Genomic DNA, 12,566 nt, shown 5'->3' on the forward strand with positions numbered 1-12,566 from the left:
TTTTGAGTAACATCTAAATCTGCATAAGAAAAGTTCTTTTTCGACAGATAGGCCTATTTAGGTCTTAAAATTCACTTTCCTTTATCATCTTTTTATTTGATCAAATGGAAAAATAAACTCAAATACCTAGAGTTTTATAACTATTGAATATAAAGCGAATTTCATGCCATTTATTAATATCCATCTTAAAATATTTTAAAATATTAAAAATTCATATTTTTATTAGATACTTAAAAACATTTGAACTATATAAATAAAAGTAACTTTTTGCCAAATATTATATTCATATAAGTTAATCACCTCATACCTTAGATGCACAAATAAAATACATTAAAAATTAATTATGATCCACATTAGAACCAGCTTACTTTACACATAATTTTTAAATAATTTATTGATTAATAATTAAATTATAATTAAACCACATAACTATAGATATTATAACATTACCTATTAAAAAGCTCTAAAACGATACATTTTTATTTAAAAAGCATGTGAAGAGTCTAGTAATGTATATTTTTTACACAAATAAATTTGAAACTTTTCGCCACCATCAAATTTTTTTCCAAATGGAAAATTTATTTTTATCTCAAAAAAGCCAAAGCACCCTACTCAACCATAATAAAATCAATACATATCAATATTTTGCATAAACTAAAAAAAGAAAAATATATAGTTGGCACTTGCTTTGCTTAAAAACTTTCCAGCAATATCGCTAACGACAACAAAAAGGGATCAAATCCACGATGAAAAAAAAATACAATGTTCGATCTCAGGTAACCCCCAAGATTGGCAAAACAATTCTTAAATTAAGCACCCTTAGTTTAAGCATGATGTGTCTTACCATGGCACAAGCAGCAGAAACAGAACAATCAAGCAATGATGAAAAACCAACAAAAGTCGTAAAAGTTGCGGTGACAGGTTCTTCAATTAAAGGGGTTGCAGCACAAAGTGCTTCGCCCATTACTATCGTAAAAGTTGACGAAATTTTAAAACAAGGGGTAACTACAACTGAAGAAGCCTTATCCAAAATTAGTGCAAACCAATCTAATTTTGTTACCGCGAGCAATGTAGGCCGAAGTAAAGCAGAAGGGTCATCAGCAAATCTTAGAGCCTTAGGTGCCAATAAAACACTTGTTTTACTTAATGGCCGTCGATTGGCTGCAAATGCCTATGATAGTGGTGTCACAAACCTAAATATTATTCCGCTCGCAATGTTAGACCGCATTGAGGTTCTAAGAGATGGCGCCTCTTCCATTTATGGAACAGATGCAATTGGCGGGGTAATTAACTTTATTACCAAAAAGCAGTTTACCGGACTTAATCTGACCGCCGGCTATCAAAAACCAGAACAAAAAGGCGGTGAGCAGCAAGACTACAGCATCTTTGGTGGCTTCGGTGATTTAGACGAAAATGGCTATAACGTTTTTGGTGTAGTGGACTATCGCAAAGGCGATGATGTCATGGCCAAAGACCGTAAAGTTAGTCGGCGTGGAGGTATATTACCCGAATTAGGTGTCAATAGAACCAGTAGTGGTTCATTCCCTGCCAATGTCCCAGGTTTAGGGAACCCTTACGCCTCCACTGGTTGTGGCAATGACCCTCTTAATAGTATCGATGATGGAACTTGTCGATATAACAGTCAAGCTGTGATTGGAATTGTTCCAAAAACAGAAGACATCTCAGCTATGGGCCGAGCTACATTTAAACTAAATGATAATTTTAACGCGATTGCAGAATATTTATATGCAAGAAGTGAAGTCACTACTTCAGTTGCGCCAGATGTATTTTTTGATCTGACACTTGACTCTAATAGTAAATATTATCCAGGAAACGGCATAACTCCAGCGTTAGCAGGCGCTAAGGGAACTATCCCTCTATATCTGCGTTCACAATCGGGTAATCGTATAAGTAACAGTATTAACCAATCACATAGATTGTTTGCTGGTATTGAGGGTGAAACTCATGGTTGGGACATTAATTCAGGCGTTACTTATGCGCATAGTAGTGCGTCAGATGCTCTCGTAAGTGGCTATTTAAATTATGATAAAACTCAAGAAGCTTTAAACAATGGCACATTAAATCCATTCGGGCCACAAAACCCTGAGGATGGCAATGCTTGGAATCAATTAGGAGTTGAAGGTAAATATTTAAAAGCTAATCTAAATGCGACTACTGTCGATTTCACTGCAAGCCGACCTATATTTAAATTACCAGCTGGAGATGTTGGATTTGCAATCGGAGCGAGCTATCGCTATGAAGATTGGACTTCAAAAGTTATGGCAGATATTGCCCGTGTAGCTCCAAGTGCAGGTAGCGATCCAGATGAGCCAGAAAATAATGGTGATCGTAATATTAAATCGGTATTTACCGAATTTCATATCCCACTCCATAAAACTTTAGAAGCTCAAATCGCTGCTCGTTATGATGACTACAACGATTTTGGCGATACGTTTAATCCAAAATTTGCACTTCGTTGGGAACCTATTAAACAGTTAATGTTCCGTACAACTTATAGCACAGGTTTCAGAGCACCAACACTTTGGGAGGTTAATGGGGCAAATTCAATAACTAATACAGGTGCATCATATGATGATCCAGTACTTTGCAAAGGTGGCAAGGTACAACCAGGAGGGAAAAAAGAACGCGATTGTAATATGCAGTTCGACAGACAAAATGGAGGTAATAAAACGCTAGATCCAGAAGAGTCAAAGTCTTTTACTGCAGGTTTAGTATTTGAACCAATTAAAAATTTAGCCTTTACTCTTGATTACTTCAATATAGAAGTTGATAAACAAATTGCTACACTTTCAGAAACTGCTATTTTTGCCGATCCTGTGAAATATGCAGACAAATTTGTACGTAATCCTGATGGTTCATTAGATTATATTATTACAACCCAACAAAATTTGGGTGGAATTAAAACTTCAGGTTTCGATGTCGGCTTAAGTTGGGTTTCTCCAATGACTGCTACCGGTCGTTTTGGTTTCAATATCGATGGAACGTATATTACAGATTACAAATATCAAGCCGAACCAGATGGTGACTGGAAAGGTGTTGCTGGATCATATAGTGGTTTAGATTATCAGTCTATTATTCTGCGCTGGAAACATACTGCAAACCTAAATTGGAATTATGAAAACTGGGCTTTAAACCTACAACAAAACTTCTCTCGCGGGTACCAAGATCAAAACTCTAATGAACAGAATCATAGAGTCAGTGACTATACAACCTATAATATTTCAGGCACATACAAAGGCTTTAAAAATCTAGAAGTTACAGCGGGTATCAAAAATATTTTTGATGAAGATCCTCCTGCTTCTAATGTAATTGATAACTTCCAAATGGGATATGACCCACGTTACGCAGATCCTTTAGGACGTACTTACTTTGTACGAGGTACATATAAGTTCTAATGGTTGTTCTGCAAATATAACTCTCAACAGTTAGTTTGCAGAACAAATACTCATTCTTAGTCAAACAGTCATTTAAAAAATTGTTTGTCTACAGTTTCAGGAGTAACTATGGGCATGACTTTTACAGACATAGAAAATAAATCTGCCAAACGCCTAATTGGTATTGCTGCAGTCATTTTTCTGCATCTTCTTGTTGCCTATATTCTGATGTCAGGTTTAGCAAACAATATTCAAAAACCAGCAGAAAAACCTGTGGAATTACAGATTATTCAGGATATTAAGCCGCCTCCTCCACCAAAGCCGGAAGAGCCTAAACCAAAGGAAAAACCACCTGAGCCACCCAAAATGGTAGAAAAAGTTGCCAAGGTTCCAGAGCCGCCTAAACAAGTAGAGAAAGTAGCAACACCGGTACAAAAAACGACACCAGTGGCTCAACCGACTAAAGTGGCTACCCCAGTTGCTGCGGCACCTAGCACTCCATCTCCAAGCCCTGTTGCTGCACCAGCTCCAGTGGCTGCTGCGCCGGCACCAAAACCAGCTGGTGTAAGTCGTGGAGTTTCGGAAGGCTCTGCTGGCTGTGAAAAACCGGAATATCCTCGTGAAGCGCTGATGAATGAAGAACAAGGAACGGTGCGTATACGTGTTTTGGTTGATACATCCGGCAAAGTCATTGATGCCAAAGTAAAAAAATCGAGTGGTAGCAAAATTTTAGATAAAGCGGCAACTAAAGCTTACAGCTTATGTACGTTCAAACCAGCAATGAAAGATGGTGTGCCTCAGCAAGATTGGTATGAAATTGAATATCCATTCGTAATTGAATAAACAATTGAATTAGTAAGAAATTAAAAAATATTGGAGATATATGATGAAAAAATCAACTCAACCTTTAGTTCGTTTCGCTTCTGCAAGTCTAATCGCAGCTTGCTCGTTATTTCCATTAAGCTCAGTTTTCGCAGAAGAAACAAGCAATGCACCTGTAGCCACAGCAACCACTGAAGCCACATCAAATACAAATACTCCAACCCCACCACCGAAGCCCGCAACGAGTGAAACTGTTAAAAATCCTTATGGTTTAGAAGCCCTTTGGCGTGAAGGTGACTTAGTTGCTAAGTCTACATTATTTATTTTAGTACTCATGTCGATCGGAACTTGGTACATCATCATCTCTAAGCTATTGCAACAAGGTAAAGTCAAACGCCAAGGCAAAGAAGCTGAAAAACATTTCTGGGAGGCTACTTCCCTTGATAATGCTGCAGAAGGTTTAGAACAAAGTAGCGCTTATCGCTTTATTGCAGAAAAAGGCATTAATTCAACTAAATCACACGGCGGTTCTTTACTTGAGCGAATCGATTTTAATACATGGGTAAGCATTTCTATCCAACGCGCAATTGAAAAAATACAAAATCATTTAGGTGGTGGTTTAGCCTTTTTAGCAACGGTAGGTTCTACCGCACCATTTGTTGGACTTTTTGGTACCGTATGGGGAATTTATCACGCATTAACTGCAATCGGGATTTCAGGTCAGGCATCTATTGATAAAGTGGCAGGCCCCGTTGGTGAAGCTCTCATTATGACGGCTATTGGTCTTGCAGTCGCAGTACCTGCTGTACTGGGTTACAACTGGCTTACTCGCCGCAATAAAGCCGTTATGGAAAATGTCCGTTCATTTGGCTCAGATTTACACGCGGTTTTATTAAGCGGAGAAATTAATACCAATAATTCAGTTAACCGTAATATTAAATAATCAGGAGCAAACATTATGGGTATAAGTGTTGGTTCTGAAGATGATGACGAAATGATTGGAACAATTAACACGACACCTCTGGTCGATGTCATGTTGGTTTTACTTATTATTTTTCTTATTACTATTCCAGTAGTTACACATACGGTTCCAGTGAAACTACCAGAAGAAAAAAATACTCCGTACGCAACCACGCCTGAAAATATTCAACTTTCAGTCAATAAGACAGGAGATATTTTCTGGAATGAAAGTTATGTACCGAATAAAGAAATATTGTTAGCAAAATTACAAGCCGTGGCACAAAAAAGACCACAGCCTGAGGTGCATATTCGAGGAGATCAGCTTACCCATTTTGAAGCGATAGATCAGGTCATTAGTACAACCAAACAAGCTGGTATTGGCAAAATTGCATTTGTTACTACCCCTCCAGCCTCCCAGTAATTATTTAAGGAGAATTTTATGGGTATGAATGTCGGTTCAAATAATGATGACGATGTAATGTTGGAAGTCAATATGACACCGCTTATTGATGTCATGCTGGTACTTATTATTATGTTTATTATTACTATACCTGCACCAAACAACGCGATTAATATTAATTTACCAAACGGCACACCGCCACCAACAAATGAAAAGCCACCGGAAGTAATTGATGTAAGAATTGATGCAGCAGGTAAAGTGTTTTGGAATAACCAAGAGGTTTCTGATCGTACGGCATTAGAGACTTTATTTCAAAGTGTAGTTGCCAAAAAAGATCAAGACCAGATCAAACTCAAACCAGACCAAATGGCTGAATATAAAAATGTAGCAATGGTCATGGCTACAGCACAGCGTTTAGGGGTCACTAAAATTGGAATTGTGAGTAATAATTAAGTCATACATTTAATTTATTCTTTCAAATAAAAAAGCCTCCGAAGAGGCTTTTTTTATGACAGGTTAAAATTAGTCACCTGTATAACCTTTTAACTTTAAACGAGCAGCATGAAGTAACGGCTCAGTATAACCTGAAGGCTGTTCACAACCTTTAAAGATAAGGTCTGAAGCTGCTTGGAAAGCAATGTTAGTTTCAAAGTTAGCAGCCATTGGTTTATACAATGGATCATTCGCATTTTGCTCATCAACAATTTTTGCCATGCGTTTAAGCACTTCTTCAACTTGTTCACGAGTTACAATACCGTGACGTAGCCAGTTAGCAACGTGTTGAGAAGAAATACGTAATGTTGCACGGTCTTCCATTAAGCCCACGTTGTTGATATCAGGAACTTTTGAACAACCCACGCCTAAGTCAACCCAACGAACAACGTAACCTAAAATACCTTGGCAGTTATTTTCAAGCTCATTGTTAATCTCTTCTGCTGACCAGTTTGTTTCTGGTGCAAATGGAGGAGTTAACAAGTCATCTAATGACAACATTTCTTCAGCTTTTAACTGATCTTGACGTGCTTTTACATTCACTTGATGGTAATGCATCGCGTGAAGTACAGCACCTGTTGGAGATGGTACCCAAGCACATGAAGCACCCGCATTTGGATGTGCAGCTTTAGTTGCTAACATATCTTTCATGCTATCTGGTTTTGGCCACATGCCTTTACCAATCTGTGCTTTACCTTGTAAACCACATTTCAAACCAATTGCAACGTTACGGTTTTCGTAAGCAGCAATCCATTTTTGTGTTTTGACAGCTTCTTTACGAACAACCGGCGCAGCTTCCATAGAAGTATGGATTTCATCACCTGTACGGTCCATGAAACCAGTATTAATAAAGATCGTACGGTCTTTAGCAGCAGCAATACAGTTTTTCAAGTTTACAGATGTACGGCGCTCTTCATCCATAATACCGATTTTTAACGATTTAGGTGGCAACCCAATCGCCTGTTCAGCACGTTCAAATAGCTCTACAGCAAACGCAACTTCTTCTGGTCCATGCATTTTTGGCTTAACAATATACATAGAACCTTTGCGTGAGTTCTTATTTTCGTTTGTACTACGGATATCAGCAATTGATAACAATGGCGTTACCAATGCATCCATAATACCTTCAAAAATCTCTTCCCCATCTACTAAAATAGCTGGGTTAGTCATTAAGTGACCTACGTTACGAAGTAACATAAGTGAACGACCATGAAGTTTTGTAGTTCCACCAATTAAGTTTTTAATTTCGCGATCTTTATTTAAATCACGAACAATCGTTTTACCATTCTTTTCGATAGATTCTTGAAGCGTACCCTTCATTAAACCTAACCAGTTACGGTAACCTTCAACTTTTTCTTCTGCATCCACAGCCGCAACGGAATCTTCCAAATCTTGAATTGTGGTTACTGCCGCTTCAAATGTTAAATCTTTAACACCAGCAGAATCAGTTTGTCCAATTGGGCTAGATGGGTCGATTTCAATAATGACATGAAGACCATTACTTAATAGTACGACTTCTGAAGGATTTGCTTCTTCACCGTTGAAACCAACGAACTGAGCTTCATGAGCTAAACCTGTTTTTGAACCATCTTTCAAAGTTACAACAAGTTTATTTTGCTCAATAGCATATTTTGTTGCGTCTGCATGTGAGCCTTGCGCAAGTGGGAAAACTTCATTTAAGAAATTTTTAGCAAACTCAATAACTTTTGCACCGCGTACAGGGTTATATCCTTTGCCTTTTTCAGCTCCACCTTCTTCAGAAATTACATCGAAGCCGTAAAGTGCATCATACAAAGAACCCCAACGAGCATTTGCTGCATTTAAGCAATAACGTGCATTACGTACAGGTACAACTAACTGTGGCCCTGCCAACAACGCAATTTCTTCATCAACATTTTCAGTTGTGATTTGGAAGTCTTCAACTTCCGGTAATAAATAACCAATTTCAGTTAAGAACGCTTTATAAGCACCTAATTCAAATTTGTTGTTACGGTGCCATTCATCAATTTTTGCTTGTAATTCATCACGCTTAGCCAATAATGCTTTATTTTTTGGGCTAAGATCGACAACAACTTGCTCAAAGTTCTTCCAGTAAGTTTCACTATCTAAACCAGAACCTGGTAAAGCTTCATTTTCGATAAAATCGTAAAGTTCTTTAGCAATCGCTAACTTGCCTTTTTGAATACGTGCAGTCATTGTCTTTCCTGAAGTTGCTACTTTTTATACCAAGAGAATCCTAGTATACCGATTTAAATTAAGCTGAATACTAATATCACATTCCTAAATAGTAAGCATTTTCCCTTGCAAAACTATTGACAAAGATAAATTTTTCTATAAAGGAAATATTAAAATTCTAACTAGGATTCCCAACAATTTATTCAATATTTAAAGATACTGAAACTAGACTTTTTGTTAACAGACAAAAAATTTCACTATCTTGTTTTTCTAAAGCGTATTTAGTTATATCAAACTTTACAGTATGAAAAAGCACTATTTAACTAAATTTATCAATTTTTGTTGTAAAAAAAGCGCCCTGTTTAGAGCGCTTTTTATATCTATTTTTTATGCGTTTTTAGTATCATCAATATGACGATGTTCAGAATGTAAATATTCGTCAGATTGCATTTCGAGTAAACGTGAACGCGTACGCTCAATTTCAAATGCTAATTTTTCACCCTGATAAATATCAATAATACTATCTTGAGAAGTTAAAAGTAATTTTACTCCTCGATCATAAAATTCATCGACTAGGTAAATAAAACGACGAGTGCCCTCTGACAAGAAATCTGTCAAATGAGGAACATTACTGACTAGAACCGTATTATAAATATTTGCAATTTCAATAAAATCTGCTGGGCTACGTGGTTTAAAGCAGAGTTCAGAGAATTCACACCATAACACGTCTTCTGTATGTCCGAGGGTCTCAACAACACGGTTATTAATCACAATCGGCTCTTGAGAATGAGATTGGGTATGAGTTAATGCATTAAAGCGCTCTGACATCCAGTTTTGTGCTTCATTACTTAATGGTGATTTAAATAATTGAGCCTGTTTTAGTACACGTAAACGATAGTCCACGCCCGCATCTACATTTAAAACAGCACAGTTCTTTTTAACCATTTCAATTGTTGGTAAGAAGCGATCGCGATGAATACCGTTTTTATATAAGCCATCTGGGGCAATATTGGATGTTGCAATTAATGTCACACCGCGGACAAATAATTTTTGGAATAAATCACTCAAGATCATTGCATCTGTTACGTTTGATACAAAGAATTCATCAAAACAGATAACAACAGCATCTTTATAAATTTGGTCAGCTACAATTTCAAGCGGATTACGCTGGCCTGAAAGCTTATTTAGCTCTTTATGAACATGTTGCATGAAATGATGAAAATGCATACGCGTTTTACGGCGAAATGGCACAGACTCGTAAAATTGATCCATCAGCCAAGTTTTTCCACGGCCTACTCCGCCCCACATATATACACCCTTAGGTGAAGTTTGGCGACGAAAACGACGGAAAGCTTTTTTAGAGGCTTTATAACGGTTTAAAAGTTCCTTCCATACGCGATCTAATTCTTGCACTGCCTGTGCTTGCGCTTCATCTGCCATAAATTGGCCTGAAGCTAAAGCCTCAGCATAGCGTTCTGCTGGGGAAGAAGGAGTGAATGCAGTACTATGAGAAGATTTTAAATTTAACATATCGTTTTATTTCAATTTTAACTGATGAGAGTATAGCGAACATTTTGTTCAACCACATTAGCTTTTAGCATCAAGAGTTACGACGATGACTCTTTTGCATATTGTCGAGGACTCTGCCCAAACCATCGTTTAAAAGCATGATTAAATGCCGCTGGTTCAGAATAGCCGAGTAATTCGGCAACGACCTCTATTGAGTATTCCCTATATTCCATAAGCTTCAATGCCTTATTCTTGATAATTTGTTCACGAATTTGCTTATAACTCGTATTTAGCTGTTGCAATTGATGCCTTAATGTCCTTTCAGGCATTTTCAATGCAAAAGCCGTTTCTGCCATGCTCGGGATAATTCCTTGTTGCAACTCAAGATAATCTTGTACACATTGTATGATATGTGGAGTTTGATGATCTTGTTGATTTAATCTTGTTATCTCTGCAATACATTTTGATTCATAAATACGATGTGTAATGATATCGGCAGAAGGAATCTTGATTTCAAGTACATCCTTACTTAGGCTAAACGCCGCATATTTACCATTAAAATGCACATCTTCGCCATAATATGCAAAATAGCGAGATAGAGTATCTGAGTCAGTTGGTTTTTCAAAAGGAAGTTCTATACGCATCGTAGGCATTTGTAATCCCATCATCGTATAAATATCTTGAATAAACTTATAAGTCCCCGAGACTTCGCATTGTGCCCGTAACTGACCAATTTCAGTTTTCAAATCAACAGGCAAATAATTTAGAATGGTGCGCTCATCAGTTTCGTCTAAACCTAAGCTACCAAATAAGTGAGTAAGTTTTTGATATTTTATACCTTTATTTAAAGCAGTTTGAATATCATGACTTGTAACAAGCAACATAAGCAAGGGTCCATACCCTGCTAAAGCGTAATGCTGTCCAATAAATAATCCCTTTTCAGGCTCAACATTTTTACTAATAATTTGTTGAATATCCCATTCAAGACGATCATGAATTGTAGAACTTGGGTCTAAAGCATCAACTTTAATACCTATATCGGCCAAACGTGAGTCGACATCAATGCCAGCGTTGCGCATTCCTTGAATTAAATAGATTAAACCAAGTATCGACCGTTTCATTCTTCTATCAATTTCCCTAGACTGAAATGTTTTACTATAAAGAAGCAAGAAAATTAATTGCCTAATCTATCAATTTTCACGTCGATACAATCATGTTTAAACTGATCAAAAAACGTTAGTCTTGCGTGCAATCCTCTTTTCAGCTTATGCAGGGTTTCCAATGCTAAACGCAAAGCAAGATGCTATTCAAAAAACTAAAATCGCTATTATTGGGGCTGGATTTGGTGGCCTAGCAATGGCAATCCGTTTACTACAAAATCAACAGCACGACTTTGTTATTTTAGAAAAATCAAACGATGTTGGTGGAACTTGGCGAGAAAATCGCTATCCAGGTGCAGCATGTGATGTTCAATCTCACATGTATTCCTTGTCTTTTGCACCAAAGACCGATTGGACCAAACGCTATGCTGAGGGTCCAGAAATTTTTGAATATATTCAGAATATTACAGAAAAATATAAAATTAAAAATTACTGTAAGTTTAAGCATGACGTAACTCATGTCCAATATGATGAAACACGTCATGTGTGGACTCTAGATTTTAAGGACCAGCCTTCTATAGAAGCTCAATTTGTAGTTTTTGCCTCAGGTCCCTTACACATTCCCCAAATTCCTCCTATCAAAGGAATCGAAAAATTCAAAGGGAAAGTATTTCATTCCTCACAATGGGAATACGACTATAACTTGAACGGCAAGTCAGTCGCATCTATTGGTACGGGAGGCAGTGCAATCCAATATATTCCTGAAATAGCTAAAGATGTTAAACAACTTTATGTATTTCAAAGAACGGCTGCGTGGGTCATACCGCGAGATGAGCGCAAATATTCAAGCTTAAGTAAAGCATTATTCAAATCTTCAAATATTTATCGCCAAATTCATCGTAGTCGTCTTTACTGGAGTAATGAATCTCGCGTTGTACCAATTGTTCAACCTCAAATCATGAAATATGGCCAAAAATTGGCAGAAGCATTCATACGTTTTCAAGTCAAAGATAAAGAGCTAGCAAAAAAACTCACACCTGACTTCGTTATGGGATGTAAACGTATTCTTATCTCAAATAAATACTTTCCTACCTTTAACCGAAAAAATGTTGAGTTAGTCACTGATAGCATTCAAGAGATTAAAGAAAACAGTATTATCACTAAAGATGGTAAAGAACGGCCTATTGATTGTTTAATTTACGGTACAGGTTTTATTACTGACCCACGTATTTATTTAAAACATTTCACCTGTATTGGACGCAATCAAATCGAGCTAAAACAAGCTTGGAAAGATGGTGCAGAAAGTTATTATGGAATAATGACCAAGAATTTTCCTAACCTATTCCAACTCGTCGGGCCAAATACTGTTTTAGGTCATAATTCGATTATTTTTATGATTGAATCTCAAGTAAATTACATTTTACAGCTTATTCAACTTGTAGAAAAATCTGGTCAACAATCAATTGAGATTAAACCGGAAGTTCAAGACGCTTTTAATGAACGTGTTCAAAAGCAGCTTCAAGGAACTGTATGGCAAGCTGGTGGCTGTAGTAGCTGGTATCAATCTGCCGATGGAAAGAACTTTTCTCTATGGCCAACTTACACATGGAAGTATTGGTTAGAAACACGTAAAGTTAAGTCCAGAGATTACTTACTTTTAAATAAAAGCTCACAGAGCTATGCAGCTTAAAATGTTCAAGACATAATAGGTAG

Annotated in this window: 9 protein-coding genes and 1 pseudogene; 7 read left to right on the forward strand and 3 right to left on the reverse strand. The window is 37.0% G+C overall.

The genetic code is table 11. From position 1 onward, the window contains the following. Nucleotides 1-130: 130 nt before the first annotated feature. The 6 genes and pseudogenes from KTI78_RS06235 to KTI78_RS06260 form a co-directional block, all read left to right on the forward strand. Nucleotides 131-199, forward strand: a pseudogene (locus tag KTI78_RS06235) (hypothetical protein); the annotation flags it as partial. Between the two features lie 547 nt (nt 200-746). After that, nucleotides 747-3,416: a TonB-dependent receptor gene (locus KTI78_RS06240; RefSeq protein WP_262445554.1), complete on the forward strand. Its 2,670-nt coding sequence runs from the start codon at nt 747-749 to the stop codon at nt 3,414-3,416. A gap of 108 nt (nt 3,417-3,524) precedes the next feature. Next, nucleotides 3,525-4,238 carry an energy transducer TonB gene (locus KTI78_RS06245; protein ID WP_224991791.1) on the forward strand — a complete coding sequence of 238 codons (714 nt, stop codon included), beginning with the start codon at nt 3,525-3,527 and terminating at the stop codon, nt 4,236-4,238. A 40-nt stretch (nt 4,239-4,278) separates the two neighbouring features. Further along, nucleotides 4,279-5,160 (forward strand): MotA/TolQ/ExbB proton channel family protein, encoded by an 882-nt coding sequence (locus tag KTI78_RS06250; RefSeq protein ID WP_239968313.1) that lies wholly within the window; start codon nt 4,279-4,281, stop codon nt 5,158-5,160. Between the two features lie 15 nt (nt 5,161-5,175). Beyond that, on the forward strand, nt 5,176-5,598 hold the full coding sequence (locus KTI78_RS06255) for an ExbD/TolR family protein (RefSeq protein ID WP_262445555.1): 423 nt from the start codon (nt 5,176-5,178) through the stop codon (nt 5,596-5,598). Between the two features lie 18 nt (nt 5,599-5,616). Beyond that, nucleotides 5,617-6,030 carry an ExbD/TolR family protein gene (locus tag KTI78_RS06260; protein WP_239976050.1) on the forward strand — a complete coding sequence of 138 codons (414 nt, stop codon included), beginning with the start codon at nt 5,617-5,619 and terminating at the stop codon, nt 6,028-6,030. A 69-nt stretch (nt 6,031-6,099) separates the two neighbouring features. Here the strand turns inward: KTI78_RS06260 and KTI78_RS06265 are convergent, their stop codons facing one another. From KTI78_RS06265 to KTI78_RS06275, 3 genes are all read right to left on the reverse strand, one after another. Next, a complete protein-coding gene (locus KTI78_RS06265; protein ID WP_031948190.1) occupies nt 6,100-8,265 on the reverse strand; it encodes a malate synthase G in 2,166 nt (721 codons plus the stop codon). Nucleotides 8,266-8,631: 366 nt separating this feature from the next. Further along, nucleotides 8,632-9,774, reverse strand: coding sequence for a cell division protein ZapE (zapE, locus tag KTI78_RS06270; RefSeq protein ID WP_016141181.1), 1,143 nt, complete (start codon nt 9,772-9,774; stop codon nt 8,632-8,634). Nucleotides 9,775-9,851: 77 nt separating this feature from the next. Beyond that, nucleotides 9,852-10,874, reverse strand: a complete 1,023-nt coding sequence (locus KTI78_RS06275) for an AraC family transcriptional regulator (RefSeq protein WP_262445557.1) — start codon at nt 10,872-10,874, stop codon at nt 9,852-9,854. A 121-nt stretch (nt 10,875-10,995) separates the two neighbouring features. Between KTI78_RS06275 and KTI78_RS06280 the strand changes: the two genes are divergently transcribed. Then, nucleotides 10,996-12,543: a flavin-containing monooxygenase gene (locus KTI78_RS06280; protein WP_262445558.1), complete on the forward strand. Its 1,548-nt coding sequence runs from the start codon at nt 10,996-10,998 to the stop codon at nt 12,541-12,543. Nucleotides 12,544-12,566: the final 23 nt, after the last annotated feature.

It is taken from the genome of Acinetobacter sp. WU_MDCI_Abxe161 (assembly GCF_025514355.1).
Lineage (GTDB): Bacteria > Pseudomonadota > Gammaproteobacteria > Pseudomonadales > Moraxellaceae > Acinetobacter > Acinetobacter pittii_E.

Bases quoted from the DNA above. Each gene is read 5' to 3' on its own strand.
- KTI78_RS06275 (WP_262445557.1), bottom strand. From the start codon at position 10,874: ATGAAACGGTCGATACTTGGTTTAATCTATTTAATTCAAGGAATGCGC.
- KTI78_RS06260 (WP_239976050.1), top strand. From the start codon at position 5,617: ATGGGTATGAATGTCGGTTCAAATAATGATGACGATGTAATGTTGGAA.
- KTI78_RS06265 (WP_031948190.1), bottom strand. From the start codon at position 8,265: ATGACTGCACGTATTCAAAAAGGCAAGTTAGCGATTGCTAAAGAACTT.
- zapE (WP_016141181.1), bottom strand. From the start codon at position 9,774: ATGTTAAATTTAAAATCTTCTCATAGTACTGCATTCACTCCTTCTTCC.
- KTI78_RS06250 (WP_239968313.1), top strand. From the start codon at position 4,279: ATGATGAAAAAATCAACTCAACCTTTAGTTCGTTTCGCTTCTGCAAGT.
- KTI78_RS06255 (WP_262445555.1), top strand. From the start codon at position 5,176: ATGGGTATAAGTGTTGGTTCTGAAGATGATGACGAAATGATTGGAACA.
- KTI78_RS06240 (WP_262445554.1), top strand. From the start codon at position 747: ATGAAAAAAAAATACAATGTTCGATCTCAGGTAACCCCCAAGATTGGC.
- KTI78_RS06245 (WP_224991791.1), top strand. From the start codon at position 3,525: ATGGGCATGACTTTTACAGACATAGAAAATAAATCTGCCAAACGCCTA.